The sequence below is a fragment of the Natrinema caseinilyticum genome (assembly GCF_024227435.1).
Classification (GTDB): domain Archaea; phylum Halobacteriota; class Halobacteria; order Halobacteriales; family Natrialbaceae; genus Natrinema; species Natrinema caseinilyticum.
Genome location: NZ_CP100445.1, coordinates 1,396,819 through 1,421,977 on the forward strand (window position 1 = coordinate 1,396,819; position 25,159 = coordinate 1,421,977).

The following is a 25,159-nucleotide window of genomic DNA, read 5'->3' on the forward strand; positions in this document are numbered from 1 at the left end:
CGTTCGTACAGGCGACCCCGTATACGTCGGTTACCGTCGTCCCAAAGCGCTTTGGAACACAGCGGCGGCGGCCGTCGGTCCACGCCGAAAGGCCCGTCGAGACGGTTTCGTCGACCGGACGTGATCGAAACACGACCCGTGCGTGAGGAACTAGCTCTTGGTGGAAGAGCGACGTATCAGGGGTCCATCCGGTGGTACCTGCTTCTCGCGAAGACGGACACGCAAAAACGAACGTTCACGTTCCGGACGAACGAACGGTGGCTCACAGATGCGACTCGAGGACGGAAGTGCAACACTTCGGAACGCCATCCCGGCGGAGTACGGCGAATTCGTCGCAGTCGTCACCGAACTCGGCGGGACGACGGTTCTCACGCTCCTCCTCGCGGTATTGTTCTGGTGCTCGGATCGACGCCGGAGCGCCCTCGTGATCAGCTATGCGGTGGCCGGGCTCGGGCTCTTGCTGTCGATCAAAACGCTGATGGCCCTCCCGCGACCGCCGGAAGACGCGATGCTCGTGGCACTCGAGGGCGAACGCGACGGGTACGGTTTTCCGAGCGGTCACGCGTTCGCGGCGACGGTCGTCTACGGTGGCCTCGTCGCGGCGTACGACCGCCTGGGCGACTGGCGGGCCGTCGCCGGGGCGAGCACGCTCGTCGCCGCCGTCTCGCTCTCTCGAGTCGTCCTCGGGGTTCACTACCTGGGCGATGTGATCGTCGGCGTCGCGCTCGGAATCGCGTTCGTGATCGCGATGAATCGACTCACGGGCGGCGATCCGACGAACGGGTTCACGATCGCGGTCTGCCTCTCGATCCCCGCTGTCTTCATCGTCGGTGGCACCGAGGACGCGCTGCTCGGCCTCGGTGGCTCGGTCGGCGGCCTCGTCGCCTCGCGCCGGCTCGCAGCGCTTCCGGAACTGCGCTCCCGACTCGAGGGGGGTGTCCTCGTCGGCGTCGGCGGGTCGTTCGTCGCCGTTGTCCGCGAACTCGAATCCGTCGTCGCGCCGGTCGACCCGCTGCTCGTCGTCCTCTAGGGCGTCTTCCTCGCACCGGCCGCCGTCGGTCGACTCGAGTTCGACGCGCTCGAGTCGCCGGGGACGTGAGGCGACGACGGACCGCCGGGTGCGAAATCGACACCCGTGTCGGACTGTCCGCGATAACCAGCGGCGCTTTTACCGGTCGGCGTCCGACCTACGGGCATGAAAATTCCGCTGGGAACGGGCACGATCGACGTGCGATTTCCCGACTGCGACGTGACGGTCGCCAGACCGCCGGGCGGCGAGGGTGTCGACGTTCGCACAGCCGCCGAACGCGCGCTCGAGGACCCGCTCGGTCCGCCGCTCGAAGATCGCCTCGATCCGGACGACGAGATCGCGATCGTCGTCACGGATATCACGCGCAAAGTGCCGGACGACGTCCTGTTGGACGTCCTGCTCGAACGCCTCGAAGACAGCGGGGTCGACCGCGAGCAGGTGACGGTCGTGATCGGACTCGGACTCCATCGGCCGATGGCCGACGACGAGATCGAGGCGATGCTCGGCCCCCACGCCGATCTGGCGATCAATCACGATCCAGACTCGGTCGTCGAAGTCGGACGGGTCGGTGACGGGGTTCCCGTCGAAATCGGCGATCCGGTCGCAACCGCGGACGCCGTCCTCTCGACGGGCGTCGTCGAACCGCACCAGTACGCGGGGTTCAGCGGCGGCGCGAAAACCGTCGTGATCGGCGCCGGCAGCGAATCGATCATCCGCTACACGCACGGCCCCGACATGCTCTCCCGCGAGGGCGTCCGCCTCGGCCGCATCGACGGGAATCCGTTCCGCGAAACGGTCGATCGGGCGGGCGACCTCGCCGGCATCGACTTCTCGCTGAACCTGACCCACGGCCCCGCCGGCGTCCTCGGCGTTCGCGCCGGCGACGGCCGCCGCGTCGTCGACGAACTCGCAACGATCGCTCGCGCCGCGCTCTCGGTTCCCATCGACCGCGAGTTCGACGCGGTGATCTGCGGCGTCGGCGCGCCCAAGGACGCGAACCTCTATCAGGCGACGCGAGCAGCGACCTACGTCGCGCTCGGCGATCGGAATCCGGTGTGCGAGGGCGGCCGACTCGTCGTCCCCGCGGAACTACCCGAGGGAGCCGGAGAGGGAACCGGCGAACGTCGCTTCTACCGCCGTCTGCGCGAGGCGGCCGACGCCGGCTCGCTGTACGAAACGATGCGCGAGGGATACGAACCCGGCGCCCAGCGGGCGTTCGTCGTGGCGCGCGTCCTCCGCGATCACGACCTCTACGTGACGAACAGTGCGACACCGGACGTCGTCGACGAGTGTCTCATGCACCCGGCGAACGACGTCACGGACGCGCTCGAGGACGGCACCGAGGTACTCGTGGTCCCCGACGCGATGAATACGCTCCTCGTCGACGGTGCGCGGTAACCGATCGCACCACCTGGAACGGGAACGGACGTGAGACGGTGGAGGAACGGAGACACCGTCGTCTCTGCTCCGAGAGGGCACGGCAGCGGATCGGGACCGCTTCATCTGCAGTCCGCACAATGGGATCGCAGCGGGCGACTGGTCTCCCTTCCCCCGGGGTGCTAACTTTAAGAATCTAGAGATAGTTCTCGGATATATGACAGTAGAGCGGCATAAGAACGGAAAACGGGTTATTCGGAGATGGGACGACGTGTTCAAAGCCCTCTCGGCGGAACCGCGCCGCCAGCTAATCGTCTCGCTGGCAGATGCACCCGCGACGCAGACGGTGTCACTCCCGGAGAGCGCAATAAACCCGAACGCTCCCGCCGATCCTGCGGTGCTCACGCAGGAGTTGTGCCACCGACACCTTCCGCTGTTGGCCGATTTCGAATTCGTCGAGTGGGAGCCCGACCCGTTGGTCGCATCCCGCGGCTCACGGTTCGACGAAGTCGCCGTGGTCTTCGACTCCCTGCACTCGGCGGCGACCGATATTCCGGATTCGCTGGTCGTCGGCTGTCAGCGATTGGAATGGGAACAGCAACTGTCGGCCGAGGACTGACCGGTCGACGGGGCCGGTCAGTCCGAGTCCACCCCGCGCAACCGTGTCCTCGTCGGTACGTCGGATACACGCGAGGGAACCGACGGTCCCGAATCAGTCCTCCTCGTCGGCCGCCTCCCAGAGCGGATAGAGGTCGTCCTCGACCGGTTCCGTAATCGAGTCCGTGCCGAGCAGAAGTTCCGGTCCCTCGCCGTCGAGTTCACGGACGGTTCCGATCTCGGCCGCCTCGAGGCCCGTTTCCTCGAGGGACGCGAGACAGTCGTCCAGTTCGTCCGCGGGCACGGTCGCGATCAGCGCGCCGGAGCCGAAAATTCGCATCGGGTCGACGCCGGCCGCCTCGCACAGCCGTTCCGTCTCCTCGCGTATCGCCACCGCGTCGCGATCCACCTCGAGTCTGACGTTCGACGCCCGAGCCACCTCGAGCAACCCCGCCGCGACACCGCCCTCGGTCGGGTCGTGCATCGCGGTCGCGTACTCGCGGACGACGCGGGCGTCGGGAACGACGCTGATCTCCTCGAGGAACGTGGCGGCGCGCTCGCAGACGTCGGGGTCGACCCCGAGTTCCGCGCCGAAGTCGGCCGCGAGGATCGCCGTGCCCTCGAGACCCGCTGCCTTGGTGAGCACGATCGCATCGCCGACCTCCGCACCCGCGGTCGGGACGAATCGATCGGTCGTTCCCATCGCCGTCAGGGAGAGCAGCGGGCGCTCGAGCTGGTCGACGTATTCCGAGTGGCCGCCGACGATCGACGCGCCGACGCGGCGAGCGGCCGCATCGAGATCGCCGGTGATCGATTCGATATCGCTCTCGTCGGCTCCGCCGGGGAGCAACACGACCGCCGTCAGCCATCGCGGATCGGCTCCCGAAACCGCGACGTCGTTCGTCGCGACGGAGACGCCGAGGTCTCCGACCTGCGAGGCGGCCAACGAGATCGGGTCGGAGCTGACCACGAGCGTGCCGTCGCCGTCCGGCCAGTCGATCGCGGCGGCGTCTTCGCCGTCAGCGGGCCCCTGCAGTACCGTCTCGTCGAACTCGGTCGCCCCCGTCCGGTCGAAGACGTGTGCGAGCAGGTCGTCCGGACTCACCTTGCCGGGCATACCACGAACTGGGACGATCCACGGCTTGTACCTGTCGAAGAATCGACCGTCGATTGCGATCGGATGCCGTCGGGAACGCCGCGAGGGTTCGGTTCGTCCCGATGGATCGTTCCGAGCCGGATTCACAGTCGGACCGGCGAGACCGCTCAGTTGGTCGGCGCCACTGCCTCCATCGTCTGTCGGACTTGCTCCTCGTTGGCACCCCGCGGGAAGCTAACGGCGATGGCGTCGATGCCGTCGACCGCCTCGTAGCGCTCGAGCGTCTCCCGAACCGTTTCCGGTTCGCCCGCGGCACAGAGGTCGTCCAAAATGTGCTCCTCGACCAGTTCCAGGGCGCGCTCGCGGTCGCCCTCCTGCCAGGCGTCGTAGATGTCCACCGCCTCGTCGTAGCCCTGTCGCTCGAGTGCGTCCCGGTAGAACGTTCCCATCCCACCGATGTAGAACCCGATGTGCTGACGGGTCAGCGCGCGGGCCTCCTCGGGGTCGGAGAGCGCACAGCAGGTTACCCCCGCGGTGACCTGGACCTCGTCCGGATCGCGGTCGCCGAGTTCGGCGCCGCGCTCGACGTCTTCGATCCGATCTCTCATCCCGTCGGGGGTGAGCATGATACCGTGCCAGCCGTCGGAAAACCGACCGGCGAGTTCGACGGCTTTCGGACCCATCCCGGTGACCTCGACGGGGGGCACCGTCTCCGGCGGCTCACAGCGCAGCCGGAACCCGGACAGGTCGAAATCGTCGCCGTCGTAATCGACGGTCTCGCCCGAAAGGACCTGCTGGACGATTTCGACCGTTTCGCGCGTTCGCCTGAGGGGATTTCCGTACTCCATCCCGTGCCAGTTTTCGATCACGATGGGGCCGCTCGGACCGAGTCCGAGTCGGAAGCGGCCGTCCGAAAGTTCCTGGAGCGTCGCCGCCGTCTGGCCCAGCAGCGCTGGCGACCGCGAATAGGTATTGAGAATGCTCGAGCCGATATCGATCGACTCCGTTCGTTCGGCCATCGCCGAAAGCACTGTGACGCCGTCACGACCCCACGTCTCCGGAAGCCACGCGCAGTCGTAGCCGGCCGCTTCGGCCGTCCGCGTGTAGTCTGCGATCGAGTCGATCGTCGGCTGGGCAGCGACCGGTAAGTGGACATCTCTGTCAGTCATCGTCTTCCACAGATGGAGCGCCACCTTTTGGCTGTATGGGAACCGGAGGCACGGAGTATACCGTTTATCCTCCATCTGCCTGGCTCGCGCGATGGGAACCGCACGAAATGATTTTAGACCTCGAGGTCTTCGCCGATCTGCGGGACGCCGCGGACCGTGATGGTTTCGCCGACGACGTACGACGAGGCGGGACTCGAGAGGAACTGTGCGACGTCGGCGATTTCGTCGACGGTTCCGATCCGGCGGGCGACCTCCTCGCGGTCGATGGCGTCCGCGGAGACGCCCATCTGGCTCTCGACGCCCGGCGTCGCGACGTACCCCGGCGCGATGCAGTTGACGCGGACGTCGTCGCCGGCCCACTCGTTGGAGAGGCTGGTCGTGAAGTTGATGACGGCCGCCTTCGCCGCGCCGTAGGGACTCATGAGTGGCGAACCGTCTTGGCCGGCCACGCTGGCCAGGTTGATCACGGACCCGCCGCCGTCTTTCAGGTACTCGGCCGCGGCGTGGGTACAGTGGTAGGTACCCGTGACGTTGATGTCGATGATCGTCTGCCAGCCGTTCGGCGAGATATCGTCGAAATCGGCCATGAACGACGCGCCCGCGTTGTTGACGAGGACGTCGAGACCGCCGAACTCCTCGACGGTGGCTTCGACGAGCGCGTCGACCGCATCGCGGTCCGTGACGTCGCACTCGACCGCCAGAGCCCGGCCGGGACGGTCGCTGTCGTTGATTTCCGCGGCGACCGGATCGACGTTCTCCTGTGCTCGCGAGCAGACGACGACGTCCACGCCGTCGTCGGCGAACCGCTCGGCGATCGCCTTCCCGATCCCGCTCGAGGACCCCGTAACGAGCGCGACGTCGCCGTCGACGCTGAACTGCCGGGTGCTCACGATCGATCACCGTCGACCGTCGTGTTATTTACCATTGTTAACCACAGTGAGATATTTACAGCAGTCGTTAATAAAGATAGCCATCGATACCGTACCGTTAAGTGAATGGCAACGCCGGAAACTGATACGGCGACGTCGAACGACCGTCGTCGCGGACGAATCAACGATCCATGACAGCGGAGACACCACAGAGAGAGCGCGTGAGCCAGCCCGGCAGCGAAACGGGCCTGTCGCTCGAACGGCGCCAGTCGACGACCCGGGGGACAGACCGATGACCGAGCGTACCGAAGACGACGGCGGCACAGGCGTGCCTGGCCGTACCGACTGGGACGCCGTCTTCTGGGACATCGGCGGCGTCATCCTCGCGCTCGACACCGTTCAGGCCGCCCACGCCGACTTCATCGGGGACGTCCTCGAGCGTCACGACGTCGACGCGACGCTCGAGGAGGCCATCGAGACGTGGCGAACGACCGTCGGCGACTACTTCCGCGAGCGCGACGGGACCGAGTTTCGCTCCGCCCGCGACGGCTACCACCGGGGAATCGCATCCATCGTCGGCGAGCCAGTGCCGCGGGAGGAGTGGGAACCACGTTTCGACACCGTCGTTCGATCGTCGATCGAACCGGTGCCCGGAGCGCCGGAGACGATCGCGCGCCTCGCCGACCGGACGCTCCACGTCGGCGTCATCAGCGACGTCGACGACGCGGAGGGCCGACAGATGCTCGAGCAATTCGGCGTCCGGAAATACTTCGACTCGATAACCACCTCGGAAGAGGTCGGACGAACCAAGCCCGATCCCGCTATCTTCGAGACGGCACTCGAGAAGGCCGACGTCGATCCCGAACGGTCGCTGATGATCGGCGACCGGTACGAACACGACGTCGAAGGGGCAGCGGAGATGGGGATACACGGCGTGGCGTTCGGAGCCGACGACGGACCGGCGGTCTCGTATCGGATCGAGTCACCCGAAGACGTACTCGAGATCGTTTCGGGACGGGGAGAGCGGCTCTATCGTCCCTGAGGGGACCATCCACGCGGCCGACGAGTCGGCCGAGAGCGGACCGAAAACCGTGTTAACTGGTTGAACATTGTACAATACGAGTAACAGCGTAACTATTTTCGTTAGGCAGCGTAGTTGTGATACCGTATACCATGTCGAGCGCGAACCGTGATCCGACGGCTGTCACCGCATCGACTCATCGAACCACATGAGCGAGAACTACTACGAGCGTCTCGTCGACGAGGACGCGCTGGTCGCGTATCTGGAAGAACACCTGGGCACCGCGGACACGTACGACATCGCCCGGCACAAGGAGGGCCACTCGAACGAAACCCTGTTCGTCACGTGGGGTGACCGTGAACTCGTCATCCGGCGGCCGCCACCGGGCGAAACCGCCGATACGGCCCACGACGTGCTCCGGGAGTATCGCGTGACGAGCGCCGTCGCCGAAACCGACGTTCCCGTTCCGACCCCGGTCCTCGCCTGTGACGATCACGACGTCATCGGGAGCGACTTCTACGTGATGGAGCAACTCGAGGGTGACGTCCTCCGCGAGGACGAACCGGAGCGTTTTGCCACCCCGGAACACCGCACGCGGATCGGCGAGGAACTCGTCGATAATCTGGCGAAGATTCACGACCTCGACTACGAGGCGATCGGCCTCGACGAATTCGGCCGTCCGGAGGGGTACACTCAGCGTCAGGTCGACCGCTGGGGGAAGCAACTCGCGTGGGCGTTCGAGGTCACCGAGGATGAGCGCGAAGTACCGGACCTCCACGAGGTCGGCGACTGGCTCCAGGAGTCCGTTCCCGACGAGCACCCGCACACGCTCGTTCACGGCGACTACAAACTCGACAACGTCATGTTCGCGCCGGGAACGCCGCCGGAACTCGTCGGCGTCTTCGACTGGGAGATGGCCACGCTCGGCGACCCGCGTGCGGATCTCGGCTGGATGCTCTCGTACTGGCGCGACGCGAAAGACCCCGAGCCGTCGATTCCCGAGTTGACGACCCAGTTCATGGAGCGAGAGGGCTACTCGAACCGAACCGAACTGGTCGAACGCTGGGAGGACCGGACCGGCTACGAATTCGAACAGGAACGATTCTACCGAACGCTCGCGGTCTACAAGCTCGCCGGGCTCGGTGAAATGTTCTTCCGGCGCTACCTCGAGGGCAACAGCGACGATCCGATGTATCCGCTGATGCGCGAACGCGTACCGGCGCTTGCCGCGCGAGCGAAGCGGATCATCGAAGGCGACGAACCGTTGTAGGAACTCGAATTCGCACCTGTGGCACTTTTCTCGAATCTCGTCGACGGACGATGACCCGCCCCGAGCGAACCGGTAGAACCGGGACGGCCGGGAGAAACGAAAGAAAACATTACAAGAGTTTTGGCGGGACGGGAATTTGTATACGGTTTGTGGTGGGTTTGATTGAACTCTTAACAATGGTAAGGACGTGTCGGTGGTATTAAGACATTCCAGGTCGACGACACGCCCATGTCACTCGAAAACATTGACCGCGTTGCGGTTCTCGGCGCGGGGAACATGGGACACGGAATCACCGAAGTAACGGCGATGGCCGGCTACGACGTCACGATGCGGGACATCAAAGACGAGTTCGTCGACGACGGCTACGAGTCGATCGAGTGGAGCCTCCGAAAACTCGAGGAAAAGGAGATGATCGACGAACCGGCCGACGAGGTCCTCTCGCGGATCGAGACGACGACGGATCTCGAGGAAGCGGTCGTCGACGCCGACCTCGTGATCGAGGCCGCGCCCGAAGAACTCGACCTGAAACACGACATCTTCAGCGACCTCGAGGAGTACACGAGCGACGACACGCTGCTCGCGACGAACACCTCGAGTCTGCCGATTACGGACATCGCGGAGGTCGTCGATTCCGCCGAGCGCGTCCTCGGCCTCCACTTCTTCAACCCGCCGGTGAAGATGGATCTCGTGGAGGTCATCTACGGCGAAGAGACCGGCGACGAAGCGGCCGAAGCCGGCTACGAGTGGGTCGAGTCGATCGACAAGACGCCGATCTACGTCCGCAAGGACGTCCGCGGATTCGTCGTCAACACGATCGTCGGCCCGTTCGGCGGCGAGCCGGCCTGGATGGTCTCCGAGGGCGAGGCCACGGTCCGACAGGCCGACGCCGCGATGGTCCACCAGCGCGGGTACCCCATGGGTCCGTTCGAACTCGGCGATCTCACCGGCATCGACGTCGGCTATCACGTCCGCAAGGAAGGCGGGAGCCCGATCCCACCGATCACGGAGGAGAAAGTCGAAGCGGGCGAACTCGGACAGAAAACCGGCAAGGGCTTCTACGACTACGAGGACGGCGATGGCGCCGACTACGAGCGCGGTGACGGCGACGGGTTCGATACGCTCCGCGTCGAAGCGCGCATGATCAATCGCGCGGCCTACCTCGTGGGCGAGGGCGTCGCCAAACCCGAGGAAGTCGATACGGGCGTCCAGCTCGGCCTCGGGTTCCCCGAGGGCATCTGCCGACGTGCCGACAAGATCGGCCTCGACACCGTCCTCGAGAAACTCGAAACCCTCCACGAGGAAACGGGCGCCGAGCGCTTCGAACCCCACCCCTACCTCGAGGAACTCGTCGAAGACGGCGACACCGGCGAGGACGCCGGCGCCGGCTTCTACGACTACGACGACGACGGCGGACTCGGTCCGTTCCACAACCTGAACTACGAACTCGAGGACGGCCTCCTGCAGGTCGAACTCGACCGGCCGTCCCGGCTGAACGCGCTCTCGGCCGATCTGCTCGCCGAGGTCGACGACCTCTTCGCTTCGGTCGACACCGACGAGGTTCGGTGTGCGACGATCGAGGGGGCGGGCGATCAGGCGTTCAGTGCAGGCGCCGACATCTCCGGCTTCAGCGACGCGGACCCGACCGATCTGATGGACGTCACGCCCGCCTTCGAGACGGTCAACGACTTCCCCCGCCCGGTCGTCGCGAAGATCGACGGCTTCTGTCTCGGCGGCGGCCTCGAGCTCGCGCTGGCCTGTGACCTGCGGATCGCCACCGAACGCTCGTCGTTCGGCGCACCCGAGATCGGGCTCGGTCTGATCCCCGGCGGCGGCGGCACGCAGCGGCTCACCCGGATCCTGGGGGAAACGCGCGCGAAGGAACTGGTCTTCCGAGGCAACCACATCGACGCCGACCGCGCCGAAGACTGGGGGCTGATCAACCGCTCGGTCGACCGGTCCGAATTCGACGACACCGTCGGCGAGTTCGTCGACGACCTGCGAACGGGGCCGCCGATCGGTCTCAAGGTCGCCAAGAAGGTCATGAACGAGGGCCAGGACGCGAGCCTCGATGCCGCGCTCGCCCTCGAGAGCCAGGGCTTCGGCCTCCTTTCGAGCACCGACGACGTCGTCGAGGGGACCGTCGCGTTCGCCGAGGACCGCGAGCCCGAATTCGAGGGCGAGTGAGATGACCGGTGGACCGGACGACCCGTCCGGGTGGCCCGAATGGGAGTCGTTCGTCGCGCGTCACGGCTACCTGTCGTGGCTCGATCTCGAGGTCGAACACCTCGAGGACGGACGGGCGGCCCTCGTCCTCTCACAGAACGAGGACTTCGAGAACCCGATCGGTAGCGACGGACACGATCCGGTCCACGGCGGTATCGTCGCGACGTTGATCGATACCTCGAGCGCCTTCGCGCTCCGCACCACGTTCGACGACCCGTCGGAAGCCTTCCTGACGACGACCGACCTCAACGTGTCGTACCTCCGTCCGGCAACCGGCGAACTGCGAGCCGAGGCCGAAGTGCTCCGTGCGGGCGGTTCGACCGGCGTCACCGACGTCACCGTCGCGGGTGCGGACGGCGAGGCCGCCGTCGGACGAACCACCTATCGGCTGTTCCGTAACGGACGGGGCGACGACTAACGGTCTCGATCGCGTTCGAAGCGAATACTCGACGGGGACGTGGTCACTCGGTCCCGGGATCGTCGCCGAGTTCCTCGAAGATTCGCGGATCGGTCTGGAACTTGAGGACGTTGTGAACCGCCGAATTACGAATGTTCGTGACGGCTTTGCCGTAGTCCCTGTAGCAGTTGTGAATCCACCGCGAGATTTCCTCGCGATCGCGAAACATCATCACCGTTTTCCACTGGTACTCCCCGTCCGAGAGGAAGAAAAACAGGGTGTGTTTGTCCGCCTTGATGTATTCCATCGCCTCTCGCCAGTAGTCGGCGAAGTGCTCGGGATTGAATTTGAATTCGAACAGCGCGAAGATGTAGTACTCCTCGTTCGGGATGATCGCCTCGCGGAAGACGCCCTCGTCGCGCATCCGCCGGATCGACTCGCTGACGGTGACGTGGGAGACCTCGATGTCGTACTCGGACTCGAGGACCTGCGTGAGTTCCCGCGACGATAACTGTGGATCGTTCGAGAGTTCGCTGAGGATCGCGATGTCGCGATCTTTGAACTCCCAGTTCGGTGGTTCCTTACTCATACTAACGTGCCTCTCATGTGAACCTGCATCTTATGACCTTCCATCGGTCAGGAACTCGCGAAGGCGGTCGGCGTAAGCGTCCGACCGATCCTCCGGAACCCAGTGGTAGGACTCCGACAGCGGCGCGAGTTCGGTATCGGCGATATCGTCTGCCAATCGTTCGGCGTAGGTGTACGGCTGCATCACGTCGTCTTCCCCCCACAGGAGCAACGTCTCGGCGGTGATCGCACCGTAATCGATCTCGGTCGTGTGGTTCGTGTTCGTCGCGACGGCGTTGCGGACCAGCGACACGTGGCCCTCGTCGGTCAGCCACGGTGCTTTCATTCCGTCGACGAACTCGGGATCGGCCTCGCCGTACGCTCCCTCGACGAAGGCCGACTCGAGACGCCCCTCGAGTTCCTCGCGTTCGATGTCCGCGGTCGACGGCAGACCCAGGTTCGAGACGAATTCGACGGGCCAGGAGTCGTAACAGACGGCGTTCGAAAGCACGAGTCGCTCGACGACGTCGGGATTGTGCGCGGCAACGCGCAGCGCGACGCCGCCGCCGATATCGTGACCGACGAGTGCGACCCGATCGGCGCCGAGGTCGTCGAGCAGGGCGTCCAGCATCAGTTCCTGGGCGCGGATCGAACGGTCGAAGTCGTCGCTCATCGCGGAGTTGCCGTAGCCCAGCATGTCGGGCGCGATGGTCCGCCGGTCCGTGGCGACGGCATCGACGACGTCCCGCCAGAGGAACGACCAGGTCGGAATGCCGTGAACGAAGACCACAGGCGGTTCCTCGCCCTCGTCGGCCCCGTCATCGTGGTAGGCGACCTCGAGGTCGTGGCCATCGACGGAAACCGTCGTCGTCGATTGCTGGTCGCTCCAGGTATCGTGGTCGACCATCTAGGTCCCTCCGTTCGGACTGACGCGCCACAGCGGGGCCGTTGCGTCGTCGCTCTCGTTGCGCCAACTGTCACGGCGTCTCTGAGAGACTGCATCACACGCCATCATCGGTGACATACCTCACATTCAGTTTCCATCATAAAACCATTTTGGGAGTGAGCTACCGTTGTTAACGATCGGCCGCGAGCGAACGGCGAAAATCGGACGAGTCGATGGGAGTGACCGTTTCGGACCGACGGCGAGCCGTGGCCGCCGTTACTCGTCCTTCGAACCGGTCGCGAGCCCGGCCAGCGACTCCTCGCCGATTTCCTCGAGAACGTGATCGTGAAACGCCTGCAGTGCGGCACTCTCGTCTTCGGCGAGGACGACGTCGCTCGCCGACAGCGTCGCCAGGCCGAACGCTCGCGGTGTCGGCGAGTCGAGCAGCCGTCGCGAAATCGCGAGCGAGCCGCCATCGATCGCGTCGACGACGTCCTCGATCTCCGCGACGTTCAGTTTATCCTCAAGGATTTCGCGATACGTTTCCTCGATCACCGCGAAGTTTTCGAGACCCTCGGCGAACCCGAGCAGCATCTCGCTCGAGACCTGCTGTTCGCTCGCGGATTTCTCGTAGCCCTTGTACCGTTTGAGGATCATGAGCGAGCGGGTCGCGTTGATCCGGAAGTATCGCTGGAGCAAGTCGGTACCGGCGAGGGACGCACGGAGGTCGTCGCGAACGTCCGCGGCCTCGAGGTCGGCGACGATCCCCTCCATATCGACTTTGCGGTTCAGCGGCATCGAGAGGACGAAGCCGTTGTCCGCGACCGCGACGCGGACGTTCGCGGTCGCCTCCTGCGCACAGCGGTACGCGAGCAGTCGAGAGAGCCCGTCGTTTACCTTGCGACCGTACGACGAGTGGACGTAGTAGTGACGTTCGTACTCCTCCCGGTCGCGGACGACCTCGATCGCGAGTCGGTCGGGCGTGCTGACGCTCTCGGGTCCGGCGTACTGACACTGGTAATCGAACAGGCGAGCGATAGCGCGCACGCTGTCGTCGTCCAGGGGGAACTGCCGAAGCCACGCGCGGACTCGCGGCGGCCCGCCGCCCTCGTAGCGTTCGAGGAGTTCGTCCTGAAAGGCGAGGATCTCACAGCCCAGGTCGTACGAGAGCGGAAGTCGCTCCGAGTACCACGATGGAACGGTCGGACGCGCCGTCGTACGATCGACGTAGACGTTCGACCCCCGCCGATATCGGTACTCGAAGTGGTTGCCCCCGAGGACGAAGACGTCGCCCTTCTCTAAGGTGTCGAGGTACTGTTCGTCCAGTTGACCGACCCACTCGTCGCTCGCGCGCGTCTTGACGTCGCAGGTAAACGAGTCCGGGATCGTCCCGATGTTCGTCATGTAGATGACCCGCGCGAGGCGGCCGCGCTTGCCGATCAATCGCTCCCCGACCGGGTATTCCTCGTGGTGGTGTTCGCCCGTCGGCGGATCGTTGCCGTCGCGCCAGACTTTCGCGTAGACGTTTCGGTCCTCGAGACCGGCGTACTCTGCCGTCAGATACCGCATGAGCGACTCGTACTCCGCTTCGGTGTAGTCGCGATAGGGATACGCGCGTCTGAGGATCGCTTTGAGTTCGGACTCGGGCCGAATCTCTGCGATCGCCATCCCGTAGACGTGCTGGGCAGCGACATCCTGTGCGTTTTCGGGAATCGACACCGAGTCGACGAACCCCTCCTGGGCCTTTTTGAGCATCACCGCGCACTCGAGCAGTTCGTCGCGGTCGAGGGCGATGACGCGACCGGTCACGGTCTGGCCGACGCGGTGGCCGGCCCGGCCGACCCGCTGGAGCAAGGCGGCGACCGACTTCGGCGAGCCAACCTGTACGACCAGATCGACGTGGGGCATGTCGATCCCTAACTCGAGGCTGGTCGAGGAGGTGACGACGTCGAGATCGCCCGCTTTCAGCCGCCCCTCGATGTCCTGGCGGACCTCCTTCGAGAGGCTCCCGTGGTGACAGCCCGAATTGTCCTCGCCGTACTCGTCGAAGCGTTCCCGGAGATTGTGGAGGACTCGCTCCGCGCCCGAGCGCGTGTTGGTGAACACGAGGGTGTTCGTGTGGTCCTGAATGTGGTCGTGGAGGGACCGATAGAACCGTTCCTGGACGATATCGCGGGGCGTGTTGATCAAATCGTCGGTCGGACATTCGAGTTGCAGGTCGAACTCGCGGGCGAATCGGGCGTCGACGATTTCGTAGTCACGATACCTGTCGCCGGGTTCATCGCCCGCTCGCGAGTCGCTTCGTTTCTCGTCGACTCGCGGCTCGCTTCGCCCGCCGTCCGCTGGCGGGCCGTCGATCCGATCGGTCGGATCGGTGGTCGCAGCGCCGTCCTCGCGGCTCGTGTCGTCGGTCACGCGTGGCGTCTCGCACCCGACGAGAAACTCCGCGACGCGGGACAGCGGTTCGATCGTCGCCGAACACCCGATCCTGGTGATCTCGCCGTCGACCATCGCCTCGAGTCGCTCGAGGCTCACCGCGAGGTGCGTTCCCCGTTTGCCCGACGCCAACGAGTGGATCTCGTCGACGATGACGTATTCGACGGTGCGGAGTTTCTCCCGGAACTTGGGGGAGTTGAGGAGGATAGCGAGCGTCTCGGGCGTCGTATTGAGGATGTGTGGCGTCTCCTCGAGCATCTTCTGGCGCTCGGCCGAGTCGGTGTCGCCGTGGCGGATCGCGTGGCGGATCTCCCCCATCGATCCGTCGCCGTCGCGCCGTGCCACGATTTCCTCGATCCCTTCGAGGGGCACCTCGAGGTTGCGATGGATGTCGTTCGCGAGGGACTTCAGCGGGGACACGTAGAGACAGTAGACGGAATTCTCGAGGCCGGCGGGAGACTCCGACTCCCGGTCAGACGAACTGGGCCCGTCCGCATCGGCAGATTCCCGGTCGCGTTCGTAGAGCGTATTCAGTATCGAGAGAAAGCTGGCTAGCGTCTTTCCCGACCCCGTCGGCGCACAGATCAGCGTGTTCGTCCCCTCGTGTATCTTCGGGATCGCACCGCGTTGCGGTGGCGTAAAGAAGCCGCCGTTCTCGGGGACGAACTCACCGAACTCTTCGAGCCACCACTCCTGTACGGCAGGCTCGAGGAGATCGAACACGTGGCCGTCTTCGATCGTCACACCGTCGGCGTCGAAGGGGAGGGCGTCGTCGGAAACCGGCAACTCGAGGCGCTCGTTCCCGTCCATTACGGTCGTCTGCGGGACCGGCGTGTAAGAGGGTTTGGACAGCGGAACGAAAGTGAACGAGAAGTGGATCCTCGCGCCCGAAGTCGCGATTCGGGCGACTCCCGTCCGGGATATCGACCGGACGCTTGCGACGGCCGTAATTTAATTACCCTCGTATTCGTGACGTTCACGAAATGCAACTATCGCGGCTGGCTGGTCTCGTTTTCGCGCTCGGTCTCCTCACGACCGGGCTCGTCGGCGGAACGACGGTCGTCGATCCCGACGGCGACGGCGTTCCCCCACTGACCGAACTCCGCCACGGGACCGCCGTCCTGGCCGCAGATACGGACGGGGACGGTGTCGACGACGGTGACGAAACCCGATACGGCACCGATCCGACCGCGAACGATACCGATGGCGACGGATTCGACGACGGCGCGGAGGTCACCGCACACGAAACCGATCCGCTCGAGGCGGATACCGACGGCGATGGGATCACCGACGTGGCGGAAGTGCTCGACCACGAAACGGACCCGCGCGCGTCGGATTCGGACGCCGACGGACTGTCCGATGGCGACGAACTCGAGCAGTCCGAAACCGATCCGCGTCGGGCCGATACGGACGGGGACGGGCTCGCGGACGGGACGGAGGTTCTCGAGTACGACACCGATCCGAAGGCATCGGACACCGACGCCGACGGCCTCACGGACGGTGCGGAGACGAAGCGTCAGGATCTCTTTCCCGGCGCCGACCCGCTCAGAACCGATATCTACGTCGAGGTCGACACCATGGAGCGAACCGCGTTCGAGCAGGCGGAAGCCGATCGAATCGTCAGAGAGTTCGAGACCGCGCCCCTCGAAAATCCCAACGGTTCGACCGGTGCGTCGCTGCACTTCGTCGTCGACGAGACCCTCCCCTGGACATCGGCAACCGACGTCGGCGATCTGAACGAGTATCGGAGGCGTAATTTCGACCGCGCGGACCACGGGTATCACTATCTGGTCATCGTCGAGAACGTCGCCGGCGATTCGGGACTGCAGAATATCATCGGGAAAGCCGGTCTCGGAACCCTGATGGTCGAATCCCAGCCGGAGCGCGACGAAACGGGTTCGACGGTGATGCACGAACTCGGTCACTCGCTCGGGTTGTCGAACGCCGATTTCGAGGGCATCGACTCCACGGAATACGCCTTCTGGCGGTACCGGAGCGTCATGAATTACAACGCACCCGCGGATTACTACGGGTTCTCCGGGGGGAGCCTCACCGGATTCGACGACTGGGAGTACATCGACGACCACATGTTTACGCCGTCGACGTCGGCCGTCACCGTCGACGGATGACTCGAATCGCTCACGTCTCCAGCAGTCGGTCCCCGATCGAGTCGAGGCGCGAACCCGGGCTCGGAATCGAACGACGAGCGGGGACCGAAGCGACGTTCCGTTCGGTACCCTACCGACCGGGAGTCGTCGAGGCCCCCGACTCGGCGGAGCGGGCCAACACGTCGACGTTGCCCCGGCTGTCGATACATACCTGATTCCCACGGTAGGTGAATTCGACGGACCTGGCGAGACTGCTCGAGTCGGCGCCCCCCGACGGGAACAGGTCGTCGAGTGCATCCGCATCGACGACCGCGTGAAGCGGCGGTTGCAGTTCGGCCGGATCCACGTCTTCCTGAGCCGCCACTGCATGGACAACCCGCATACTGGTCGACATTGTTTTCGGCATGTCACCCTCGGCAACGAGGACCCAAATAATACCCTCGATACTTTACTGACGCGCGACTGACGGACGTCGGACGAAGCGGACAGTTGTCCTCAGTCCAACCGTCGATGCAACGTATTAAAGTGCAATCGGGACGCGGAAAGGGATCGCTCGATCCGAATGCCCGAACCGTTGGTCGCGGTCAGTGCTCCCGCGAACCGGTTCCCGATCCGAACGGAACGGGGACCCGTCGTCCAGGACCTCGCGAGCGGGTCGCGACCGGATCGGACGTCGCGCTGGCCGACCGGGTTCGCGAACGACACGGGCGCCTCCGGGCGGGCCGACGGGTCCCGGAACGCGTCCCGCACTCGAGAATCGAACGTTCGCCGACTCGAGGGACGGAGGACCGTCGAGTCGAGCACGTTGGCGATAGCGAGCGAAAGCTGGTCTACAGCATGCGTTCGAGCGACTACGTTGGCCGTTTCTCTCGGACACGGTCGTCCGCATCGCGCCGAAAATACCGGTTCGGTGTTGCGTGTGAACCTGGGACAAAGTTTTACTGCGGTGGAAATGGTTTCGGTAGCCGCAGTCGGTGCGACTAATTCGGTTCGAACACCATATAGCCGACGAGTTCGCCAACGTGGCTGACTTCGTCGTCGGCGCTTTGTTCTTCTTCGACGAACACCTCCACGCTCGAACTCGTGAGGTTTCGGTAGCGCAGTCCGGCCGTATTTGCGCCCTCGTAGGTCTGAATATCGGCGAGGAAATGGGGATTGTCGTAGGTCTCGGAGAAGTGGATCGTCGTCCACTGATCGTCCACCTCCCTTCGTCCGGCTTCGAATTCTCGTTGCACTCCATTATATTCGTACGTCTTCGGCCCACCGATGGTCATTTCAGTTGCAACGAATCCGATCGTCTCGCCTCTGTGTACACCGTTGTTCCCCTCTTCTTCCTGGACGCAGACGTCTACGCTATCGGAACCGAGATTCCGCTGACGCGAGACGATCGCTTGCGACCCGTTGTACGTCTGTGGCTGTGTGAGTACGACCGGATAGCTGTTGAATTCGTGCCCGAACGGGATCGTATGGAACGCCTCGTCGACGCCGTCCAACCGGCCAGCGATCATCAGCGAGCCGTCGGTGAGCTCGTGATGCCCCGGTTCGATCAGTAACCCGTTGACCGATTCCGCGCGGTGAACACCGTTCTGGTACTCCCACTCTTCGATCTGAACCTCGGGCACGGACCCGTCACGGACACGCACGTGGCTCGGCTGTGGGCCGTCGTACGAGAGCGGCCCGAAGAACGACACCGGATCGCTGACCGGATGGGAGTCGATCGATTCCGAAACGTCGTCTATCATTCGATCCTCGAGGTGGAGTTTCTCACCGAGATCGTCTGGACTGATATCAGGCACCGAGCCGTCGGGGACCTCGATTCTGAACGATCTCGAATATCCCGGGACGGGGACCGAGTATATCGAGTCGTGATCGTCCACCGGCTTGGCCATGACCGTATTGACGTCCGATTCGATGGTGAACTCGGCCGACTCGCCCGGATAGAGATCAATTTCGAACTTCTTGAACGCGTTAATTTCAGATTTCGGTTTGTGGTAATATTTTTCGAATTCGGTCTCCGTGTCCGTGTCGGCGAGTTCGTTCAATTTCGCCAACAGTTCGGCAGTGTCCTTTACGAGGGACATCGTAGAGAGGAGACTGCTTTCCAGCACGTCAGCCCCGTAATCGAGCAAGAGACCCGCGGCCGTTTTGTTGAAATCTCTGACGTCCGCATCGATACCGTTGTGCCACACTCCGCCCCACTCCGGTCGTTCAGACGCCGTTCTGACGTCGAAATTCCCGCCAGTGATTTCATCCTTGAACAGGGAGAGTTCGAGGTCTCTGATCGCGGGAATCTTCTTGTGATATTTGCTGTACTCACGGTATCCATACTGCGTCGTGGACTGAACACTCATCGCCACGTACATGCGCACCGCGATCTGGTAGTACCCCTGCGACTCCTTTTCCTGTTGGAAGTCTATCACTTCCACTTCGACGATGTTCGTGAGCGCCCGCAGCGACTCCTCGGCGTCCGGGACGAAGTCGTCGTGAAAGTACACTTCGTCGCTGTAGTCCCACACGTCGCGCTTCGTCTCTCCGTATTCCGAAAATAGCCACGTGTTGTCGGCCGCCGAGGCCTCCGACACGACGTCGCTCGAGGAGAGAGCGAGGCCGGCAACCGGAAGCGTCCCGAGAGACCTGAGTACATTTCGTCGCGATTCGCCGACCGATTCGGTTCCGTCCTCGTCACCCATGCAACAACACGATTAGCACATAGTTCATATAGATCTTTTTACCGAAAAATAATAGGAATCGAGCTGATGCCCCCGCCTCTGTCGGCCGGGCCCGAGACGGGTCGTGATTCACACTGTGAGGATCGATCCCGCCGTCGCGCTCCCCATCCGTCCGATCAGTACGAGTAACGCAAGTCGAACACGACCGCACCTCGCTTCGACGTCCGGTATCGATACCGAAGTCGCAACGGGATTGCGCTGTCACGAAACCGTCCCAGTACCGAGTGACCGAGTCGACGGCCGACGGTCCCGGGACGGTCCTCGCGCCAACCAGTTCGTGACAGGTTACCGGCAATGTGGACGCGGACCGAAACCGGAAACTGGGTTTTCGGGCGGCTCGGGGGGACGAGCCGCCAAGTGTCGAATACGGAGAGGATCTCGATCGGTAGCAGCGGCCGGCGGCCATTCGAGTCAGTCCGTTCGACACGATATACGTCGACGTATTCTTGAACTCGGTTGGCTACAGACTGCAAGATCGCTATCGGCCGCTCTTCTTGCCGTTTGTTCTTCAACGGCGTCTCGGCTCGGTGTCGAAAGTAGACGAACGGAATGTCGACTTCCTTGAGCACCGCCTGATCGATGCCGTCCTGGTGTCGGAGTCGCTCGAGATTAGACGCGTCGAAATAACAGTCTCGAAGGTCGGCAACTCGGAGACCATCCAAGCTGACAACCAGTATGCCAGAGGAGTTCGAACATCACCTGTTGACGCGATGCGCGCGAATACTGGCTTAACTTCTCTCGGATCTTCAGGCCGAAGAGTTAGAGTAAAAAAACAGTATGGATATCACTCATCTTAGGTTGCGATAATAAATTGAAATCGTGAAATAGGCTTAGAGAAATTAAGGAACTATCACGGGTTCCAGGTTTGGACTGTCGATTCTTCCCCTTGGTACGTTCCGACGATAGTTACTGTTTCATCGTCATGATCGCAACTGACTGTTTCCCCAACGTCTGTCAATGTAGGATTGGTCGCATTTCCTTCACAATTGACAGTAAGGGATGTGCCATCGTCAATTCGGTCCTTTGAAATTAGAGAGACTTCAACAACGCCACTTGGCGCAGCTGCTTTATCGAACTGTGCGCCTGCTGATGCAGATGCGCTTTGGCTTTGTCCTAAATCAAGGACAAAAGCCGCAATCACGGCTGCGAGGATGACCGTAATCGCTACCATGAGGATAACCCCTATGACAGGCGATACGGCTCGTTCATCCTGTTCTCCGATCAACTTTCGTTGTATTGCTTTTCCGTCCGTCATTATCATGACACATCCGGCATCGACGGCGAGAAAGCTTATCAGCACCCTACCCAAACCGAGGCTTGCGGACCAGGGGGATTGATAGCAACCTGCGTCCCCGCTTTCTCGAGCCGTCTTACCGATGCTAACGAAGAGGCGTCACCGGACCCATATATACGTAAGGGAAAGTCAGATTCGTCTGACCTGGAAACACTTTCAATCGTGATAATTAGCCACTGACGGAAGGGTTACAACAGGTACTTGAACCGGTTCCGTCTGCCGATTTTGTCGGAAATTCAGGGCTAATAGAACTTGTGGCCCATCGAACAAATCCAACCGTATGTCAAAATCGACTACAGTCACTCGCCTGCGCGGTCTCGCGCGCACCGCCGACGGCGGTCCCGGAGACGACGCGTGGCCGCTCGAGAACTAGTACCGACGGGCCGTTCTATACCAGACCGACAATACGGATGCCGAAATCGAAGAGATCGACGACGGGTCGGTGTCGCCTCGAGTCGAGACCACCTCGGTGATCTCCGGGGGACCGTCTCGACGTTCTCCAGAAAACCATCTCGGCGGTCTCCCGGCGCTGCTCGAGTCCGCGGGTACCCGTCAGTTCGACGGCTGGTCCGCTCGGCCAACGAGATGATGGGTGATCGCGAGCGTGCCCGCGCGGGACGGCCGCGAGGTGTTCAGTAAGCTATAAGTAACCAATGATAATCACCTAAATTAGAGGCACAGGACGGCCGATACGAAATCGGCCGGGTGTAAGGGCACCCGACCTGTGTCCTCGCATCCATTGAGGACAATGTATACTCACACACCACCCTACGAAAGAATTTCGGAAGCTGAGGCCGAGAAAACGTCCGGAGAGCGCCTGCTACGCAGTTTTGCGGCATCACTCGAGGCCGAGCGAACGCCGTCTCCCGCGGTGTGCGTCGCCGCGGCAGATAGACCGACGGGCCCCGCCGATGACCGTCACGCGGAGGGCGACCGCACATGACGGATGGCCACCAGTTCACGCGCGTTCGACTCGAGGAGGTTCTCGGCGAGGTCAAGACGCTCGACAAGGAGCTTCCCGAGCCGATCACGATGCGGCCGTCGATCAAGAACATCGAGTCCACGATCGAGCTGTTCGAACGGGTCGATTCCACGGGCGCCACTGCACGGGAGCGGACTCGCTGACGAACTCGATTACCGACTCAGTCAGTCTCCCCGATCAGGTCGGCGTCACCACGTCACGGGCGTCTGAACGTCCGCGAAGCTGTCGGCCGTCGGCCTCGAGCGAATCGCCTCGATTCGCATCCGACGGGACTCACTCTGGCCGTCGAACGGCAGATCGGAGCCGGTTCTCGCGAGCCACCGCTCGAACGGTGAATCGACGACGTGATCGGCCGTGTGAACGCCTTTTCCAGTGGAAGCAGGCCCTTTCTCGAGCGTTGCCAAACGTTGTCGTATGTAACTTCCCCCCACCCTGCTCGCGTGTGTAACTGGTCGTCGATTCGGCCAGGTGGTTCTATGGTACGTACGACGCTGGCGAGAACGTCCAACTGCTCGAGGAGGCCAAAGAGAGCCGCGCAGAGAGACAAACGCCGCTCGAGTGCGGTAGTGCCGGCGAAGTGGCGATCGGTGGCCCGAGACTCAGGACGGTGAGCACGAGGAGCGATAGACGCAGTCGAGGCGATAACCGGATGACGGCGGCGACCTGTCCGCGTCCGGGAGCCCCCGACGTACTGTAGAGGGCGGTCAATCCCTGGCTCATCGCTCGCTCCCGGCGGGAGCGAGGCGACCGATGGGCGGGCGGCAGAATATGGCGGGGATCTGATTGATAAGACGCGCGTGAGGCGCGCACGCTCGCGGAATCGACCGCAATGCCGAGTCACAAGGCGAACAAACACGGGACCGCAGCGGAGTACCACCTGGCGGAAAAGTATTGCGGCGATCTCGTCGATAGCGATGGAAAACGGATCGACACGACGTGGTACGACGGGAAGAAAGGGCACACCCCGTGGGAGTTCAAAGCGACCGCCCACCGACACGCAGACGGCCAGCCGGGGAACTTCAAGGTCTACGAGCAGTACCACTCGCAGCTGGTGCGAGCCGTCGGCATGTGCAGTTTCGCGATCTACCGGCGACGGGGGACCAGAACGCAGATTCTCAAGACGAAAGCTGTCGCCGCCTCGAGCCTGCCCATGCTCCGGTGGCACGGAGACGGGGACCATCGACACACGAAACAGGCGAAAATAGCGATTTCAGATTTTTTCGGCTCTGCCGAAATCCTCAGCAGATGATACGAATAGCGTGCTGAATAGAGAAGATGGATTCACCACCCACTGATAGGCGTAGTGAAATCACGAAACCGACAAACTTCCTTTGATGCTTGACTCTCTCAGAGTGCCAGTCAGCCCTCGGAGAACTGGACGAGTTCGACGTCTTCGTCGACGATAATGCCAACACCGGGTGCGAAAATTTTCTCGTCTCCCCACGAATTTGGGACGTCCTCCGGCAGGGGATCAGGCAAGGGTGAGGGAGGTCCTGTTTGTCCCTCGATCGGATTCCACTCGAAGACTCTGATACAGTCTTCGAACGTGGCGGAGTTTTCGTTCTCGAGATCAACAGCCAATCCAGCCTCGACGATGGCGGCCTCGTCCAGGGCTGCCTCAGGGGCAACCTCCTGTTGCCAACGCGAACCCACGACCGGCCACGTGGTCATCAGAATGCCCGGCGCACTGGCAGAATCGTCTGCGCGCCACGCTCCGACGTCTGCCCCACCGTTCTCTACCGGTTCGCCGTCGAAGACGAGAAGTTCCTCGCCGAAATACCATACCGTCCCGTCACACGTCTGGGCAGCGTAGTTCTCCGAAACTTCGATGAGGTCGAAGTCATCGGGGAAGGTCGGGTCTTCCGCCTCAGACTCCCATTCACGCTCTTCGAACACACGAGTTGTAATACCGGCGACGTCCTCCGTCTCGTCGAAGACGGTGACCTGCACTCTGACGGTCACTCCTTCGTCGTCGGTCCCTTGCAAGACCGACTGCTGACCCACCTGGAGTGGAAAATAGGGATTGTCGATGGACAATGAGTAGCATCTCCGGTTCCGGTTCTGGCCTTGCTCACCATCTGACTGTGCCGCTCCTGACCCGGTCGATGCACCAAGCAGACCGATTGTCGCACCGGCACCTCCGGCAATTTCGAGCACTGTTCGTCTCCGAAAGCCGTGGCCATCCGTCGATTCCGTATTATGCTCTGTCATACCTCTATCCTCCCGTCTCTACGGGCAACGCAGGATCGTAATAATGTTATACGCCGATCAGTTGACTCACTGGAAAACGCCACAGTCATGTCGAGATGACCGATTCACGCCCTGTATTCAGCACAACCGCTGAAACCTATCACCGTATGAGGGTTTCAACGAGGCAGCCTCGTTCCTGTTCTGAGTCGGCCTTCGCGACGACCTCAGTGTCGACCTCGAACGCCATCGTTCGAGTCGAGAGCGTCTCGGCGATCTCCCGACGCTGCTCAAGCGTGAGGTCATCGCACTCGAGGACGCGGCGGGCGGCTTGAACGAATTTCGGAACATCGTCGCAGGCGCTCACCACGGCCTTCGTCTTGTTGCAGTCGTAGAAGGCAGGTGCACGTTCAATCGCATCCCGTCGATACGCGTAATCACCGTCGGTCCTGATTCGCATGCTCGTACACACGACCCTCGAAACCCTAGTTTTTTCGACTCACTGACCGGCCCATTTCAGCCCGAAATCAGCTGAGCATGTCGGACAGTCAGAGAAGAACGACGATTCGAGCGATGGATCGACTCGAGATATGCACACGACGAGTCGCGGCTCGTGTGCATATTCGGAGATCGAATTCTGCTGACGGGCGACCCCTGGGGTCGGATCAGAATGGTACTTCACCGTCTTCTATTCACTCAGAGATAACTGAACACCGCGTATGACTACAGGTGCGCATATGCTATCGAGAGGCTGTTATCACGTCACTCGTGAGATGCCGCGTCCTCATACCCCTGGTGTCATTAATAGTCAAAAAAATTTCAAATGACGTTTGATTCGATCGGCCAGTAAATGGAAGGTATGAAAACACAAACCGATAGCGTTCATCATAGAAATATCCGTTCTGTCTGGTTTGGAGGAAC

General features: G+C 62.6%; 22 protein-coding genes. 10 read left to right on the forward strand and 12 right to left on the reverse strand.

Features of this window, described 5'->3' with window-relative positions; genetic code table 11:
• Window positions 1–268 precede the first annotated feature (268 nt).
• From NJT13_RS06790 to NJT13_RS06800, 3 genes are all read left to right on the forward strand, one after another.
• Entirely contained in the window at window positions 269–1,030 is a 762-nt protein-coding gene (locus tag NJT13_RS06790) for a phosphatase PAP2 family protein (RefSeq protein ID WP_254524814.1), read from the forward strand.
• A 165-nt stretch (window positions 1,031–1,195) separates the two neighbouring features.
• On the forward strand, window positions 1,196–2,428 hold the full coding sequence (locus tag NJT13_RS06795; protein WP_254524815.1) for a lactate racemase domain-containing protein: 1,233 nt from the start codon (window positions 1,196–1,198) through the stop codon (window positions 2,426–2,428).
• A 196-nt stretch (window positions 2,429–2,624) separates the two neighbouring features.
• Window positions 2,625–3,026, forward strand: a complete 402-nt coding sequence (locus tag NJT13_RS06800; protein ID WP_254524816.1) for a hypothetical protein — start codon at window positions 2,625–2,627, stop codon at window positions 3,024–3,026.
• A 93-nt stretch (window positions 3,027–3,119) separates the two neighbouring features.
• Here the strand turns inward: NJT13_RS06800 and NJT13_RS06805 are convergent, their stop codons facing one another.
• The 3 genes from NJT13_RS06805 to NJT13_RS06815 form a co-directional block, all read right to left on the reverse strand.
• The gene (locus NJT13_RS06805; protein ID WP_254524817.1) at window positions 3,120–4,121 is read right to left on the reverse strand and encodes an AIR synthase family protein; all 1,002 of its coding nucleotides are present in this window, start codon (window positions 4,119–4,121) and stop codon (window positions 3,120–3,122) included.
• A gap of 146 nt (window positions 4,122–4,267) precedes the next feature.
• A complete protein-coding gene (locus tag NJT13_RS06810) occupies window positions 4,268–5,269 on the reverse strand; it encodes a TIGR04024 family LLM class F420-dependent oxidoreductase (RefSeq protein WP_254524818.1) in 1,002 nt (333 codons plus the stop codon).
• A 113-nt stretch (window positions 5,270–5,382) separates the two neighbouring features.
• Complete coding sequence (locus NJT13_RS06815; protein ID WP_254524819.1) at window positions 5,383–6,159, reverse strand: SDR family NAD(P)-dependent oxidoreductase; 777 nt, start codon at window positions 6,157–6,159, stop codon at window positions 5,383–5,385.
• Window positions 6,160–6,430: 271 nt separating this feature from the next.
• Here NJT13_RS06815 and NJT13_RS06820 point away from each other — a divergent pair, with 271 nt between their 5' ends.
• The 4 genes from NJT13_RS06820 (at window position 6,431) to NJT13_RS06835 (ending at window position 11,070) form a co-directional block, all read left to right on the forward strand.
• Window positions 6,431–7,180, forward strand: a complete 750-nt coding sequence (locus NJT13_RS06820) for an HAD family hydrolase (protein ID WP_254524820.1) — start codon at window positions 6,431–6,433, stop codon at window positions 7,178–7,180.
• Window positions 7,181–7,367: 187 nt separating this feature from the next.
• On the forward strand, window positions 7,368–8,429 hold the full coding sequence (locus tag NJT13_RS06825; RefSeq protein WP_254524821.1) for a phosphotransferase family protein: 1,062 nt from the start codon (window positions 7,368–7,370) through the stop codon (window positions 8,427–8,429).
• Between the two features lie 228 nt (window positions 8,430–8,657).
• Window positions 8,658–10,613: a 3-hydroxyacyl-CoA dehydrogenase/enoyl-CoA hydratase family protein gene (locus tag NJT13_RS06830; protein WP_254524822.1), complete on the forward strand. Its 1,956-nt coding sequence runs from the start codon at window positions 8,658–8,660 to the stop codon at window positions 10,611–10,613.
• 1 nt (window position 10,614) lies between these two features.
• On the forward strand, window positions 10,615–11,070 hold the full coding sequence (locus tag NJT13_RS06835; RefSeq protein ID WP_254524823.1) for a PaaI family thioesterase: 456 nt from the start codon (window positions 10,615–10,617) through the stop codon (window positions 11,068–11,070).
• A 43-nt stretch (window positions 11,071–11,113) separates the two neighbouring features.
• On the opposite strand, the gene NJT13_RS06840 is transcribed toward NJT13_RS06835, so the two are convergent.
• The 3 genes from NJT13_RS06840 to NJT13_RS06850 form a co-directional block, all read right to left on the reverse strand.
• Entirely contained in the window at window positions 11,114–11,638 is a 525-nt protein-coding gene (locus NJT13_RS06840) for an Lrp/AsnC family transcriptional regulator (protein ID WP_254524824.1), read from the reverse strand.
• Between the two features lie 30 nt (window positions 11,639–11,668).
• Window positions 11,669–12,523, reverse strand: coding sequence for an alpha/beta fold hydrolase (locus NJT13_RS06845; RefSeq protein WP_254524825.1), 855 nt, complete (start codon window positions 12,521–12,523; stop codon window positions 11,669–11,671).
• Window positions 12,524–12,778: 255 nt separating this feature from the next.
• The gene (locus NJT13_RS06850; RefSeq protein ID WP_254524826.1) at window positions 12,779–15,748 is read right to left on the reverse strand and encodes an ATP-dependent helicase; all 2,970 of its coding nucleotides are present in this window, start codon (window positions 15,746–15,748) and stop codon (window positions 12,779–12,781) included.
• Window positions 15,749–15,921: 173 nt separating this feature from the next.
• Here NJT13_RS06850 and NJT13_RS06855 point away from each other — a divergent pair, with 173 nt between their 5' ends.
• Window positions 15,922–17,067, forward strand: coding sequence for a zinc metalloprotease (locus NJT13_RS06855; RefSeq protein WP_254524827.1), 1,146 nt, complete (start codon window positions 15,922–15,924; stop codon window positions 17,065–17,067).
• A 109-nt stretch (window positions 17,068–17,176) separates the two neighbouring features.
• Here the strand turns inward: NJT13_RS06855 and NJT13_RS06860 are convergent, their stop codons facing one another.
• From NJT13_RS06860 to NJT13_RS06875, 3 genes are all read right to left on the reverse strand, one after another.
• Window positions 17,177–17,452 carry a HalOD1 output domain-containing protein gene (locus NJT13_RS06860; RefSeq protein WP_256549418.1) on the reverse strand — a complete coding sequence of 92 codons (276 nt, stop codon included), beginning with the start codon at window positions 17,450–17,452 and terminating at the stop codon, window positions 17,177–17,179.
• A 574-nt stretch (window positions 17,453–18,026) separates the two neighbouring features.
• On the reverse strand, window positions 18,027–19,736 hold the full coding sequence (locus NJT13_RS06865) for a hypothetical protein (protein WP_254524829.1): 1,710 nt from the start codon (window positions 19,734–19,736) through the stop codon (window positions 18,027–18,029).
• Between the two features lie 889 nt (window positions 19,737–20,625).
• The gene (locus tag NJT13_RS06875) at window positions 20,626–21,030 is read right to left on the reverse strand and encodes a type IV pilin domain-containing protein (RefSeq protein WP_254524830.1); all 405 of its coding nucleotides are present in this window, start codon (window positions 21,028–21,030) and stop codon (window positions 20,626–20,628) included.
• Between the two features lie 978 nt (window positions 21,031–22,008).
• Here NJT13_RS06875 and NJT13_RS06880 point away from each other — a divergent pair.
• Window positions 22,009–22,194: a hypothetical protein gene (locus NJT13_RS06880; RefSeq protein WP_254524831.1), complete on the forward strand. Its 186-nt coding sequence runs from the start codon at window positions 22,009–22,011 to the stop codon at window positions 22,192–22,194.
• Between the two features lie 45 nt (window positions 22,195–22,239).
• On the opposite strand, the gene NJT13_RS06885 is transcribed toward NJT13_RS06880, so the two are convergent.
• Complete coding sequence (locus NJT13_RS06885) at window positions 22,240–22,455, reverse strand: hypothetical protein (RefSeq protein ID WP_254524832.1); 216 nt, start codon at window positions 22,453–22,455, stop codon at window positions 22,240–22,242.
• 425 nt (window positions 22,456–22,880) lie between these two features.
• On the opposite strand from NJT13_RS06885, the gene NJT13_RS06890 reads away from it, so the two are divergent.
• Complete coding sequence (locus NJT13_RS06890; RefSeq protein WP_254524833.1) at window positions 22,881–23,300, forward strand: PD-(D/E)XK family putative nuclease; 420 nt, start codon at window positions 22,881–22,883, stop codon at window positions 23,298–23,300.
• A gap of 110 nt (window positions 23,301–23,410) precedes the next feature.
• Here the strand turns inward: NJT13_RS06890 and NJT13_RS06895 are convergent, their stop codons facing one another.
• The gene (locus NJT13_RS06895; RefSeq protein ID WP_254524834.1) at window positions 23,411–24,088 is read right to left on the reverse strand and encodes a hypothetical protein; all 678 of its coding nucleotides are present in this window, start codon (window positions 24,086–24,088) and stop codon (window positions 23,411–23,413) included.
• Between the two features lie 313 nt (window positions 24,089–24,401).
• On the reverse strand, window positions 24,402–24,698 hold the full coding sequence (locus NJT13_RS06900; RefSeq protein ID WP_254524835.1) for a DUF7692 domain-containing protein: 297 nt from the start codon (window positions 24,696–24,698) through the stop codon (window positions 24,402–24,404).
• Window positions 24,699–25,159: the final 461 nt, after the last annotated feature.